Origin of the sequence: uncultured Allobaculum sp. (assembly GCF_948576815.1) — a bacterium.
GTDB lineage: Bacteria > Bacillota_I > Bacilli_A > Erysipelotrichales > Erysipelotrichaceae > Allobaculum > Allobaculum fili.
In genome coordinates this window covers 1-14,016 of sequence record NZ_CAPAEZ010000070.1, presented here as the reverse complement: position 1 = coordinate 14,016, position 14,016 = coordinate 1, and the positions used below count along the sequence as shown (strand labels likewise).

The 14,016-nt window shown below is 48.9% G+C and carries 7 protein-coding genes; 3 read left to right on the top strand and 4 right to left on the bottom strand.

Annotated features, from left to right (window positions below):
* Nucleotides 1-363 precede the first annotated feature (363 nt).
* A complete protein-coding gene (locus Q2J39_RS09055; protein ID WP_288340237.1) occupies nt 364-2,787 on the top strand; it encodes an SWIM zinc finger domain-containing protein in 2,424 nt (807 codons plus the stop codon).
* A gap of 146 nt (nt 2,788-2,933) precedes the next feature.
* On the opposite strand, the gene Q2J39_RS09050 is transcribed toward Q2J39_RS09055, so the two are convergent.
* The 4 genes from Q2J39_RS09050 to Q2J39_RS09035 form a co-directional block, all read right to left on the bottom strand.
* Nucleotides 2,934-4,592 carry a diphosphate--fructose-6-phosphate 1-phosphotransferase gene (locus tag Q2J39_RS09050; RefSeq protein ID WP_230266806.1) on the bottom strand — a complete coding sequence of 553 codons (1,659 nt, stop codon included), beginning with the start codon at nt 4,590-4,592 and terminating at the stop codon, nt 2,934-2,936.
* A 268-nt stretch (nt 4,593-4,860) separates the two neighbouring features.
* A complete protein-coding gene (locus Q2J39_RS09045; RefSeq protein WP_288340240.1) occupies nt 4,861-6,060 on the bottom strand; it encodes a pyridoxal phosphate-dependent aminotransferase in 1,200 nt (399 codons plus the stop codon).
* A complete protein-coding gene (locus tag Q2J39_RS09040; RefSeq protein WP_230266807.1) occupies nt 6,060-6,557 on the bottom strand; it encodes an Lrp/AsnC family transcriptional regulator in 498 nt (165 codons plus the stop codon). Before Q2J39_RS09040 ends, Q2J39_RS09045 begins: the two co-directional genes overlap by 1 nt.
* Nucleotides 6,558-6,662: 105 nt before the next feature.
* A complete protein-coding gene (locus Q2J39_RS09035; protein WP_288340242.1) occupies nt 6,663-7,208 on the bottom strand; it encodes a hypothetical protein in 546 nt (181 codons plus the stop codon).
* A 331-nt stretch (nt 7,209-7,539) separates the two neighbouring features.
* On the opposite strand from Q2J39_RS09035, the gene gap reads away from it, so the two are divergent.
* A complete protein-coding gene (gene gap, locus Q2J39_RS09030; protein ID WP_230266809.1) occupies nt 7,540-8,565 on the top strand; it encodes a type I glyceraldehyde-3-phosphate dehydrogenase in 1,026 nt (341 codons plus the stop codon).
* Nucleotides 8,566-9,059: 494 nt separating this feature from the next.
* Nucleotides 9,060-13,781 (top strand): discoidin domain-containing protein, encoded by a 4,722-nt coding sequence (locus tag Q2J39_RS09025; protein WP_288340244.1) that lies wholly within the window; start codon nt 9,060-9,062, stop codon nt 13,779-13,781.
* Nucleotides 13,782-14,016 lie beyond the last annotated feature (235 nt).

The following is a 14,016-nucleotide window of genomic DNA, read 5'->3' as shown; positions in this document are numbered from 1 at the left end:
TAAGTGAGCTTGTGAAGCTTAAGTGAACAGCATTGGTTTTAAACTACAAAAAACATGAGCGGTAAAGTACACTTTGGCTTTGCCATGCGGATTCGAATGCTCAGGTTTCGTTTTCATACATTTCTCCTGTCTGAAGTAAGACTCTTCTTTTACTGTACACAGATCCCGCAAATCAGAAGCATGTTTTTTGACACTCCAGCAAAATCGCATTCCAGCCTGCTCTCTGGGGGACAGAATTCGGATTCCTGCTTTCATCTCTTGCGGGCGGTAAAGCGGAGAGGATGAAGAGCGGCTTCTATAATGAAGCTGACAGGTTTTACCCCAAAAGATGTCCTTTACTACTGGAAATGAGGGAAGAAATGTATGGATTGGAAAAATAATTTTGATCGCGAGACGCTTTTTAACGGCTATTTACTGTTTCGGCAGGGAAGAGTCAGCCCGATTTATCGACAGGGCGATTACTGCTTTGCGATCGTCGATGGAAGAGAAAAAGTTCGTGCCCGTCTGGTGGACGATACCATCTCGGATCTGCAGTGCACCTGCCTTCCTTCCAGGGAAGGAAGACTCTGCGCGCACCAAGCGGCCTTTCTCTTTGCGCTGGAAAATACATTAGAAAATCAAAGACAGTCAGCTCCTGCAGCTGCAGAAAATCGGAACCATCCAGAAGAAGAAGAGGAAAAAGACTTCGAAGAGATGGACAGGGAAGCGGACGATTCAAATCGTGCAGATCAGGATCTGGAAACGGAGGAACATACCGAAGCCGATCAAGAGGACACGGATCCGTATTTCGCCGAGCCAGATGAGCCGGAAGATTCCGTTGAACAGTGGAGGCGTCGTTTTGCGCAAAATCCAGGTTTAAGACGCTATCCGTACAATTTGGAAAATACGACAGAAAATTCGAACTCGAATTTCACCAATCCAAATGAATTTGAGCCGGAACAAGCCGCCTCTCCTGCGCAGTCCGAAGACGAATACGAACAGCCGGTCCTCGAACGCCCAGAAACTCCGTGGAAAAACCCGTTTCTGGATTCGCTGCTTAGTCCCCAAGGTCTGTTTGGGCAGGATGAGTCCGAAGCGACAAATCCATATGGAAGAAACAGAGAGGATCATCCCGTCGAATCGGCAATTCCTCCCAAAACGCAAATGCCTCGGGGTGCGGCAGTAACCTCTTTGGCACCAGATAAAGAAGCAATCTCTGGAGCGGATTCAGACGTTTCTGTAAAGGAAAACTTCGGCGCCCAGACGATGGAACCCAAAGCCCCTGTCCAGCCGGAGGAAGAAGCAGAAGATTCTTCAAACACGACTTACAGCGCCGCAAACAAATCCGAAGGCGCAAAAGAGCCAGCTCCCGAAAAAGAAACCGAGCAGCCAAATGTACAGGAGGAGACCGCACGCCAGACAAGCCAGACTTCGTTTGAAGCATCGATTGACTATTCCAGCCTTTCGTCTCTGGTCGATTCGTTCTCACTGGAAGATCTTGCCGGTCTTGTGAAGGAATACGGAACGATGCATCCCGAAATGCAGGACTTCCTGACCGCAAGCATCGCCAAATCGCATGCTGAAGAGGCACAGGATCTTCTGGAACGCCGGGCGATGCAGAAGATTGCTGAAATTTTGCAGGATCATCCGGAAAGCCGCTGCGGAAGCCGAGAAATCCGCAGCTTTGAAAACTGGATGGAAGAGCAGTGCGATGTCCTGGTCCGCAATGGCTCCGCCATTCTGGCTGCAGAACTGCTGGAAAGCATCCTCCTGACGCTGGAACGAACCGCGACCGTATCGAACGCGTCGTTTGTTCTGTCCTGCGGCGAATTTGTTCTGGATCTTTTAGAGAAAATTGCGCTCCGGGCCGAACCGGCATTAATTAAAGAGCTGTTTTCCTGGATCGAATACCAGCTGGAAGCCAATAACCTTCCGGATTTCAAGGACCGTCTCGTGACCCTGACGGAACGCAACTGTTTCGATATCGCCGATTTGCAGGAAGTGCGATACCAGTCTCTCGTCCGTCTGTACGGAACGTCGCGAAAAGAAGGCAAACTGCATGCCTACCGGGATCGTCTGCTTCGTTCCATTCTGGATCTCGAAAAAGAAAATCCGGAATATGAACGCGCCACATCCGCTTTTGAAAAAACGTACGGAATGCTTCCGGAAGTTCTCATTCTCAAGGCGGTCGATGCGCTGAATGAAAACGATCCGAAAGAAGCCGTCCAGCTTCTGAATCAGAGCCGGCGCAAGGGAATGAGCGCTTCTGAGGAAGAAAAAGTCATGCGGCTGATGATTCAGGCGCAGCTTAAACTTTCCCATCCGGAAAAGGCCGTCCAGGAGCTTTACGAACTGATCTTTGTTTTACAAAACGGACGGCTCGAAGATCTCCAGCTTCTTCATGAACTGGATTCGAACGATCAGTGGAAAGACGATCTGGAAAAGATTGAAAAGAGCGTGGATGAAGACGTACTGATTGAACTGTACGATTTCCTGAAGGAAGACGAAAAGCTTCTCGATCTGATGGAAAAATCGAAAAACTATTACCACCTCTCGCGTTTTGCAGACCGACTGTCGGGTGTTGACCCGGATCGAACCGCCGCTCTTTGGCTGAACTATGCAAAAGAGAGTGCGGCAAGCGCGCATTCGAGAAAAGCGTATCGCCGAAGTGCCATCGCTTTTGAGAAAGCGTCTCAAAGCGAAACATTAAAGGATCAGGTAAAGGAAGCTGTTCATAAGACAAGAGAAGACCACCGTCGCCAGCATGCCTTTATCGAAGAACTCGATCGTCTTGGCATTGTCAAATAGAACCCGGCCGACTAGATCTGTTAAAAATGAATCCAACAAAAAACGGGACTTCCGTTCTGCATCATGCAGAGGGAAGTCCCTTCTTTTTTGTCTGTGAATTTAGGAAAAGGAACAAGGAAAGCAGTAATCCTGTTCAAGTTTATAAATTATTCCTGTTCGAGTTTAAGTGTTTTTGTGGTGAGATCGCAGACTTCTTCTGGTCCGTAGTACTGGATTGCACCTGGGAAGGTGTAGCAGGTTTCTACAGCCCACTGGTCGCGGTTGGCTTCGAAGAATTTGAACGGCTTGCCGTCGAGTTCGACGAGCGCTTTCTTGATAACCGGTTTGTCTTCGCCATGACGACGTTCGATGTTCATCATCTTGGTGATCGGCATGCCGCCGGCTACCCATTCGGATGCTGGTTTGGACAGGTTGGAAATCTTGGAGAGGTATCCAGTGAATCCGTTCTGGATCAGCAGGAATGCGTTGTAGCCAAGGGAGTAGCAGTAGTCGGAGTCAAAGTTCGAAGGGAATGCGCAGCGTCCTTCGTAACCAAAGAAGTGGTGCAGCGGGTTGAACTTGCCGGTGTAGGTACCTTTGGCAGCGCGTGCCTTGAGTTCATTGGCAACGAGAGCGGAGAACAGTTTTTCCGATTCGATCAGAGATACCTGTACGTTTCCGTGCGGGTCTCTTTCGAGGAACAGCTGCTGCTGGATGTTTTCCGGCAGAATTGCGAAGACTTTGAATGCGTCTTCGCTCAGACCGTTCTTGATGAACTCATATTTTTCTTTCCATGTTGGAAGAGCGTTGAACGCGTCGGCTTTGCTTCCGGCAAGAAGTTCGTTGATTTCAGCGATCAGAGCGGAGAATTCAGGAACGAATTCAACTACGCCTTCCGGAATGATAACAACACCGAAGTTGTTGCCGTTGGCAGCACGTTTTTCTACGGAATCGGCGATGTAGTTGGCGATTTCGGAGAGAGACATTTTCTTCGCAGCGACTTCTTCGGAAATGAGGCAGATGTTTGGCTGTGTCTCAAGAGCAGCTTCCAGTGCTACGTGAGAAGCAGAACGGCCCATAACCTTGATGAAGTGCCAGTATTTCTTAGCGGAGTTGGCATCGCGTTCGATGTTTCCGATCAGTTCACTGTATGTCTTTGTAGCGGTATCGAAACCAAAGGAGATTTCAATGTCGTCGTTTTTTAGGTCGCCGTCGATCGTTTTTGGAGCGCCGATTACCTGTACGCCAGTGTTGTGTGCAGCAAAGTATTCGGCAAGAACGGCTGCGTTGGTGTTGGAGTCATCGCCGCCGATGATTACGATGGCGTTGATGCCGTGCTTTTTCGCTACTTCTGCAGCAACCGTGAACTGTTCTTCTGTTTCAAGTTTTGTACGGCCGGAACCGATGATATCGAATCCGCCTGTGTTGCGGTAAGCGTTGATATAGTCGTCATCGAATACAATGAAGTCATCTTCGATCAGACCGCTTGGACCGTTTTTGAAACCGATCAGAACGTTGTCCGGGTTAGCGGCTTTCAGAGCATCGTAGAGACCGCTGATTACATTGTGGCCGCCTGGCGCCTGTCCGCCGGAAAGGATAACACCGACAACCTGTTTGCCTTCTGGTGCTGTGCTTTCGCCTTTAACGAAAGTGATTTCTTTCTTTCCGTAAGTATTCGGGAAGAGTTTCTGGATTGCTTCCTGGTCCGCAACGGACTGGGTAGGTTCGCCTTCCTTAACCGCAATGCTGGAAATGCCGTGACGAAGCATTCCCGGAAGCTTTGGCTGGTAAGCGTAGCGAGCTTTCTGTAACGGGGAAATTGTCATTTCTATACTCCTTCTTAATCGCTCAAATCATAAGATAACCGGTCAGAATTGTAAATCCTCAAAGAGAAAGGGCTGTCATTGCATGGCAGCGAGGAGAACAGAGTACTCAATAAGGACTTCGATTCCAGAACCGGCCTTTCCATTTTACGCTATCTGGACATACGGTTTCAAATTCCTGAAAATTCGATCCCATTATACGAGCAGATAAACAGCACGATTCGACAAAAAAGCACCTGACTTAACGACAGATGCTTAATTTCAATCGGGTTTATTCGATAACGATTTCTTCTTCGATGAGAACTTCTTCTGGCTGCTTCAGACTGGCTACGAACGCTTCAATGCGATCGCAGGCTTCCTTGAGGTTTTCGTAGGACGTCGCATACGAAATACGGACGAAGCCTTCGCCATGTTCGCCAAAAGCGGTGCCGGGAACGACAGCGACTTTCTGCTCTTCGAGCAGACGGACGCAGAACTGATCCGAAGTCAGACCGGTCGAGGTGATATCCGGGAACGCGTAGAACGTGCCGCGCGGAACGTTCGTGCGCAGTCCCATGCGGTTCAGCCGGGCGCAGAGCAGATTGCGGCGCCGTTCGTATTCCTTTTTCATCTCTTCCGTATCTTCCAGACCGGATCCGAGTGCTTCAATCGCCGCATACTGGGCGGCCGTCGGCGCGGACATGATGATGAACTGATGAACCTTGGTCAGCTGGCTGTTGATTTCCGCGTTGCAGAGCAGATAGCCGAGGCGCCATCCGGTCATCGCAAAGGCTTTAGAAAAGCCGTTGATGACGAGAACCTGATCCTTGATGGAATCAAAGGAAGCCGGCGAGCAGAATTCGCCTTCAAACGTAAGTTCTGCATAAATTTCGTCGGAAACAATATAAATTCCGGATTCTTCAAAAATCGGTACGAGTTTTTCGTAGTCTTCACGGCCCATCGTTCCTCCCGTCGGATTGGAAGGGAAGTTGAGCATGATGCATTTGGTCTTTTCCGTTAAAGCGGCTTTCAGATCTTCCGGGGTCAGTTTGAAGTCGTTATCCTGCGTCAGTTCGATATAGACCGGAACGCCTCCAGCCATGATGATCGCCGGTTCATACGCCACGTAGTTCGGGTCGAGAACAATGACTTCATCGCCAGGATTGATCAGGGTGCGGAAGCACAGATCCACAGCTTCAGATCCGCCGACGGTAACCAGTGCTTCCTTTTTCGGATCGTAGTCCACGCCGAAGCGGTTATGGTAGTATTCGCAGATCGCTTCGCGCAGTTCAATCAGACCGCGGTTTGCGGTGTAGTGGGTATAGCCGCTCTGCATCGATTCAATAGCCGCGTTGGAAATGTGCCAGGGCGTATTGAAATCTGGTTCGCCGATACCCAGGGAAATGACGCCTTCCATGGAGTTGGCCAGATCGAAATACTTTCGGATGCCGCTTGGCTTCATGGTTTTGATAACTTGATTGATCGGTTTCATCAGTAGCTCACCACCAGTCGGTCTTCTTTTTTGTCCGGCCTGCCGGCACCGGTCAGAATGCCGGACTGCTTGTACTGCTTCAGAACAAACAGAGTCTTTGTGGACTGTACGTCTTCAATGCAGGCAATTTTGTCGGAAACAAACGAGCAGACTTCAAACATCGTTTTCCCCTCAACGAGAAGAATGAAGTCCTTGTCGCCGGTAATCAGGTACATCGAATTGACTTCCGGATAGCCGGCGATGAGATTCGCGGTATAGTCGTATCCTTTATCTTTCATCGGGCGTACGCCGACTTCGATGAAAGCAAGAATTTTCTGATCTTTCTGAACTTTGTTGTAGTTAATGACGGTATGGTAGCCGCAGATGATTTTTTCCTCTTCCAGGCTTCGAACGGCATCGTAGACATCTTTCTCGTCTTCATGAAGAATGTCTGCCAGATCGCGGGCATTCAGACGGGCGTCTTTTTCGAGCAGTTCCAAAATTGAACGAAAATCCATGGAAAACTCCTTTCCGGCGCTCATGCGCGCAGGTAATAATGTTCCTATTATAAGCGCATTTGATTTTCGATTCGTGCAAAGCCCGGAACACAGGGAAGAAAAGAATCAAAATAGGAATAAAACCGCTCGCAAATCCGCAGACCGTTTCCATCGGGCAGGGCCATAGGCCGTTTCATCGCCCATCTTTTCGTAAACGGAGCCGATCCAGAATAAAGCCAGGTCGTTTCCAATATTTAATGGGCAGTTATTTAATGGGCAGTGTTTGATGAATGAGTTTCCGGCAGATCCGATCTGGATCCAGTGATATTTCTGCGCAGAGTTTCTGTGATTTCTGATTCCTTTCTTATGGCAGAGGCGGAAAACAGAAGACTTCCCAAAGAAAAAAAGCGGAGCAACGAACCCACCGGATTTCCAGACCAATTCACCCATATCATTCGGATTTGAAATCCAGCCAGGAAATGGAAAGGATGCATAGACGGACGGCTCAGACCGATTCTTTGTGGCTCGAACAGGATCTAGTAAAGAATGCCTTCCATAAAATATGGAAAGCCAAAACCAGCTCATGCCGGACGGCAGGCGATAATCCGCAAACATGCCGAAGGCAAATCCTATGCCTCCAAAAATCTGGCCTGTTGAGTTAACCGCTTTCATTCTGTAAGACTTTCCATCAATCCGTCTCTCTTCAGAAAATCAGGCGCCGATGCAGCAAAAAACATGCAGAGCGAGACAGGAATCATAAGCCCCTCAGGTGATGGGAAAATCCTGGAAATGCCTGCGGACAACGTATAGACAAACGGTCTGCATTAAGACGAAATAAGCAATTTGTATAGGCGATATCTAATGTGAATAAGACTAGATAAGTAATTAATATCGAGATTATTATTCAATAGTTTTTGACTAGATCCGCCTGACCTCCTATTCGTTGACAGGATTTCGGGCAGACCCTATAATTAGATCGGTATTAAAGGAGGATTTACTGATCATGACAGTAAAAGTTGCACTGAACGGTTTTGGTCGTATCGGTCGTCTGGCATTCCGTCAGATGTTTGATGACCCCAACTACGAAGTAGTTGCGATCAACGACCTTACCAACCCCGCTATGCTGGCTCACCTGCTGAAGTACGATTCGACTCAGGGAACCTACAAATTCGCCGACAAAGTAGAATCCACAGAAGATTCCATCATCGTTGACGGTAAAGAAATCAAAATCTACAAAGAAGCTGACGCTTCCAAACTCCCTTGGGGCGATCTCGATGTTGATGTAGTACTCGAGTGCACAGGCTTCTACACATCCAAGGCTAAAGCACAGGCTCACGTTGATGCTGGTGCTAAGAAAGTCGTTATTTCCGCTCCTGCTGGAAAAGACCTGCCGACAATTGTTTACAACGTTAACCAGGAAGTTCTTACTCCTGAAGACAAAATCATTTCCGCTGCATCCTGCACAACCAACTGCCTCGCTCCAATGGCTAAGACACTGAACGACCTGGCTCCAATCAAATCCGGAATCATGACTACCGTTCATGCTTACACTGGCGACCAGATGACTCTGGATGGCCCGCAGAGAAAAGGCGACAAACGTCGTTCCCGCGCTGCTGCCGTTAACATCGTTCCTAACTCCACTGGTGCTGCTAAAGCAATCGGTCTGGTTATCCCTGAACTGAACGGCAAACTGATCGGTTCTGCTCAGCGTGTTCCTGTTCCTACAGGTTCCACAACGATCCTCGTTGCAGAAGTTGAAGGCGAAGTTACTGTTGATCAGATCAACGCCGCTATGGCAGCTGCTGCTAACGAAAGCTTCGGCTACAACACTGAAGAAATCGTATCTTCCGACATCATCGGTATGACTTACGGTTCCCTGTTCGATGCTACCCAGACAATGGCTACTCCTACAGGCGATGGCAACACCCTCGTTCAGGTTGTTTCCTGGTACGACAACGAAAACTCCTACACTTCTCAGATGGTTCGTACAATTAAGTACTTCGCTGAGATGGATAAGGAAAACGCTTAATTCACACTCAACAAAACTGAAGGCCTTCGGGCCTTCTTTTTTATTGCCGCTTAAGCAGGAAGCCCGATATTTGAAAAAGCTGCCTTCAGCAAATTAAAAAATGGAGTGAGCACCAAATGATATTTGAGAAAGACGAAATATCGTCTGAAAGAATCACTGATTGCCTGCGAAACATAAAAAGGCCAGCGTGCTACGTAGAGGAAACGAGATTGAAACAACAAATAAATCGGTAATTCTGTTCAAATTAATCATCTGAAAGCGCTAAGAATTAACTAATTAGTACAAACGCATTGCCTGAACTGGTATTTCTTTGACTGATTTATGAACTGATAATAAAAGCTGATCAATTCCTGTTGAAAGAAGGGCAATCTTTGAACAGGGCTATCAGATCTTCGGGCGTGACCGAGAACGATTTCACGGTCAGATCGGATGAAACGCCAGGGCAGGCCTTTTTTCCGGTTAACAGATCTGAGATGCATAAGAAAGGAAACAGCATGAAATTTAGAAAACTCACAGCTTCCTTGCTGTCTGTTGCACTTTCTGGAACAGCTGCAGTTTCAACCGTTCTTCCTGCTGCGTCCATGGCTGTACATGCCGAAGAAACAACTCCGACGGCAACGACAGACATGACGCAGTATGGCACCAATCTTGCACTCAATAAAACCGCGACAGCAAGTTCTCAAGAAGCGGATTCTGTCAGAGCTTCCAATGCGGTGGATGGAAATACCTCAGCTAGCACTTCCCGCTGGGGTTCCAATGTAGGCAATGGTCCGGACTGGATCTATGTTGATCTGGCCAAACCATCTGTTGTGAACGCCGTTCGTGTGTTCTGGGAATCGCACAAGGCTACATCGTATAAAATCCAGTACGCGACAGAAAACCCCGGAGCAGAAGCCTCCTGGACAGACGTAAAAGTCTTTAATAACCGTCCTGCGGAAATCACAGAAGTTATTGCGTTTGATACGCCGGTAAATGCTCGTTATATCCGTCTGTATATTGGATCGCATACACCAGATGATCCAATCCTCACTTCGATCCCAGAATGGAACTCGGTTTCCATTTATGAGCTGGAAGTGTATGGCGAAATCGATGCGAACTATCAGGATCCGCAGGAAAACGTAGCGCTGAATAAAACCGGAACGGCCAGTTCGACCGAAACGGCAGACTTCACCGCAGCAAAGGCACTGGACGGAGATACATCGTCCAGAAGTTCACGCTGGAGTTCCGCTGAAGCAGACGGACCGCACTGGATTTACGTCGATCTTGGCAAAGAAATGGACGTACAGACCGTACGCCTCTACTGGGAAACACGCAAAGCCAGTAACTATACCATTTCAACCGCAACGGACGAACATACAGCCGAAGAACTGGCTGGAGAAGATGTCTGGACTCAGCAGTATTCCAATACTAGCCATCCAGCCGATCTGAAAGAAACCATCAGTCTGGATGCTCCAGTTAAGGCACGCTATGTCCGCCTGAAAATCAACACCTTTACCCCGGAAGATCCGGATGGAGGCGTGACCTGGAATACCATTTCCATTTATGAAATGGAAGTATACGGCGGTATTCCACAGGCGCAGAAATGCAATTCCGTTGCCGATATCAAGGATGCTCTCGAACTGAACCCAGTTACCGCAGAATCCACGAAAGTTACAGCTAAGCTTCCAGAATTTGATGCCGATCTGTTCGCCGTAGAATACAACGGTACCGACCTCGAACAGGTTGTTGATGCCAATCAGAATATTCTGAAACCATTGGTGGATAAGCAGGTCAAAGTTTCCTATAAGATTACGGACAAAACGACCAGCGCTTACGACTTCAAGGAAATTACAGTCACGATTCCTGGTGAACATCAGGTTGATGAAAACGATAATGCAGTTCCGGAAATCCTGCCTCCAATCCAGGAATGGAAGGGTGAAGAAAGCGGAAGCTTTGCGATTACTGAGAATACGAAAGTTCAGTACGCAGATGATAAATTTGCATATGCAGCCAAGGCGCTTGCCGATGACTATAAGGAAATGACCGGCAAAACGCTGGCTGTAGAAAAAGTAGCTGCTATTCCATCAGCAGCTGTGAACGATACCATTACGTTCGGTGCGGGTACTTCGGAACTTGGTGAAGAAGACTACCGCATGACGATCGGTCCAAAATCCATTCAGATTGGAGCCAACCATTCTACCGCAGCGTATTGGGCAACCCGTACCATTCTGCAGGGACTCAACAACAGCGAAGACAATACTCTGGCTGCCGGTGAAATGCGTGACTATCCAACGATGAAGGTGCGCGGTCTGATGCAGGACGTTGGACGTAAGACCTTTACGCTCGACTATCTGAAACAGCTGGCCAAAGTGCTGTCCTGGTATAAACTGAACGACTTCCAGGTTCATCTGAACGATAACTATATCCAGCTCGAACAGTATAAGAACGTCAACGGCGAAGACCGTCGTCTGATCGATCCGTATTCGGCGTTCCGTCTGGAATCGGATATCAAAAAAGGCGGAAATGACGGTAAGAACCAGGCGGATCTGACCGCAAAAGACGTCTTCTATACGAAAGAAGAATTCGCGGACTACATCGAAGAATGCAAGAAGATGGGTATCACCATTGTTCCTGAATTCGACATGCCGGCTCACGCGCTGGCCATGACGAAAGTCCGTCCGGATCTTAAAACGCCGGATTCGGATATGCCGCATGTAACCACGAACGGCAACCGTTCCCCGGCTGACCATCTCGACCTGAACCATCAGTACGACGATGTCATGCAGTTTGTTAAATCCATCTGGGACGAATACACAACTGGCGATGACAAAGTCTTCGATACGCCGGTTATTCACATTGGTGCCGACGAATACGAAGCCGGTTCTGCTGCCTACCGTAAGTATGTAAACGACATGTTCAAGTACGCCGAAGACAAAGGCTATACCCCGCGTGTCTGGGGTTCTCTGACTCAGCTGAGCCAGGGGGATACGGTACATGGCGCGACCTATAACGAAGATGGAACCGTTAAATCCCGTCGCCAGATCAACCTCTGGAACTTTGGATGGTCCAATCCAAAAGCTATGTACGATCTGGGCTTCGACTTGATCAACTGCTCTGACGGAACCTTCTATATCGTTCCAAACGCAGGCTACTACTACGATTACCTCGGCGATTCGCATCTGTTTAACACGGATATCACTCGCATGGGCAGCACCAAAGTGCCTGCCGGTGACGAGCAGATGGTCGGCGGTGCCTTCGCCATCTGGAACGACATGATCGACAACGCCGAAAACGGCATGTCCGAATATGATATTTACAAACGTACGATTCGTGCAGCCGGCATGATGGGAACCAACCTCTGGGGCAAGGGATCCATCACCCAGACAGAGGCTTCTGCGATTATCGATCAGTATCCGGAAGTTCCGGGAACCAACTTCAACTACAATGTGAACAAATCCGAAAACGGAGCGATCACTTCTGTAGATATGGAATCCACAACGGATACCACCGGACAAACCAACAGCCTGACTGCTGGAAATGACGTTCTCAAAGAAGCAGCAGGCCGCAAGGTTCTTGACCTTTCTTCCGGAAAAACAGCCACATTTGATACGCTGGAAACAGCTGGTCTTTCCAACACGCTGCGCGTGAAAGTAAAACGTACGAGCGCGTCCAAAGATGAGCAGATTCTGTTTGAATCGCCATACGGAACGATCAAAGCGGTTCAGAAAGAAACCGGAAAAGTCGGCTTCTCGCGTGAAAACCACGATTACTCCTTCGACTACGAACTGCCGGTCGGCGTATGGACCGAACTTGAATTCCGCAACGAATTCGAAAAGTTCTCTCTGTATGTAGACGGAGAATTCGTAGAAACCGTTGGACGTGACGGGCGCGGATCGCTGAAAGCGACCATGATGTTCCCGCTCCATACCGTCGGCAGTGCAGAGCATCCATTCCAGGGCTATGTCGACGATATCCGTGTCGGAACTACCCCGGAAACTGAATTTGTCAATACGATCGCTCTCGATCGCAAAATTGATCTGCTCGGACAGGTTGCTCTTGCAGGCAATACAGACCTGATCAAGGAAGCGCTCGGCGTATCCGGCAAATATGCACCGACGGCTGCAGAAGTTGCAGCTGTGACGAAGAAAGTTGAAGATGCAATTTCCAAAGCGGAATACGAACGTGCAGACTATAGCCGCATTGACGCCCTGCTCGCTCTTGAACCAGAAGATCCAAGCGTATACAAAGCCTCTTCCATGGATGCCTTCAACCGCGCGAAAGACAATATCGTTCGCGATCTGCCGAAAGCTTCGCAGGCTGACGTCGATATGATGGCCTCCAACCTGGCTTCGATCCTTCTCGGAATGGAACTGCAGGATCTCAGCAAGTTTGAACTCGTTTCGCAGGATATCATGAAAGCTACGGCTTCCAGCAACCAGAGCGGGGAAGAACCAGCCAAGGCGATCGACGGCGATACGTCCACGATGTTCCATACCGACTGGAAGAATACCACCATGCCGCACTGGCTCGACATTGAATTTGCGACTCCGCAGACGGTCGATCAGATTCTGTATACGCCAAGAACCGGCGGCGGAAACGGTCACCCGCTGACTTACGACATCCAGACCAGCGATGACGGCAAGACATACACGACCGTTTACTCTGGTGAAATGACGAACTCTGGAACTGTAAAGACGATTAATCTCCCTGAAGCCGTAACTGCGAAGCACATTCGCATGGTGGCTAAGACGGCCCGCAACAATAACTTCTCCTGTGCGGAAATCAACTTCCACAAAGTCGTTACCGGAGCAGATACAGAAGGTCTGAACGAAATCATCGCTCAGGCGGAAGCTCTCACGGCAGCCAGCTATCCAGAATCTTCCTGGAACGCCATGCAGACTGTACTGGCCAAAGCCAAAGCTCTGCCCGATACCGCAACACCGAAAGAAGTGGAAGCGATGAAGGGCGAACTGAGTCAGGCCATCTGCGCACTGGCTGGCTCGACCGTTGTCTACGACTACACCCTGCTGCAGACCGTGATCGATGACATCACTCCAGCAAAACTTGCTGACGTCAAAGGCGCTGCTGCACTGAATACGAAACTTGCTGCTGCGAAAGCGCTCGTAAACAACGCAGAATCTCAGGAAGCCATCGATACGATGACTGAAGAACTGCACGCCGCATGGCTTGCTGCTCGCTACAGCGTATCGACAGATAAACTGGCGGATCTCAAATAAGACTCTCAAAAATCCAGAAAGCCAAAGTTCTCTAAAAGGATGACAGGTTTCTTTGGATCTCGTTAAACCGACCAAAGGGCTTCTGCTCTCGTTTTCAAACGGGAAGGCAGAAGCCCTTTTCTTCTGGTGCGATCTTCTTCTGCAGATTGTGGCGATGTTTAACCGTGTCGGGCAAACTGTACCGTAAGTGTCAAACAATCGACGGGTATACGCGAGACTGAATATTAGATACGCT

Excerpts from the sequence above, each read along its gene's own strand:
- Q2J39_RS09055 (WP_288340237.1), top strand. The coding sequence starts at position 364 with ATGGATTGGAAAAATAATTTTGATCGCGAGACGCTTTTTAACGGCTAT.
- Q2J39_RS09050 (WP_230266806.1), bottom strand. The coding sequence starts at position 4,592 with ATGACAATTTCCCCGTTACAGAAAGCTCGCTACGCTTACCAGCCAAAG.
- Q2J39_RS09045 (WP_288340240.1), bottom strand. The coding sequence starts at position 6,060 with ATGAAACCGATCAATCAAGTTATCAAAACCATGAAGCCAAGCGGCATC.
- Q2J39_RS09040 (WP_230266807.1), bottom strand. The coding sequence starts at position 6,557 with ATGGATTTTCGTTCAATTTTGGAACTGCTCGAAAAAGACGCCCGTCTG.
- Q2J39_RS09035 (WP_288340242.1), bottom strand. The coding sequence starts at position 7,208 with ATGAAAGCGGTTAACTCAACAGGCCAGATTTTTGGAGGCATAGGATTT.
- gap (WP_230266809.1), top strand. The coding sequence starts at position 7,540 with ATGACAGTAAAAGTTGCACTGAACGGTTTTGGTCGTATCGGTCGTCTG.
- Q2J39_RS09025 (WP_288340244.1), top strand. The coding sequence starts at position 9,060 with ATGAAATTTAGAAAACTCACAGCTTCCTTGCTGTCTGTTGCACTTTCT.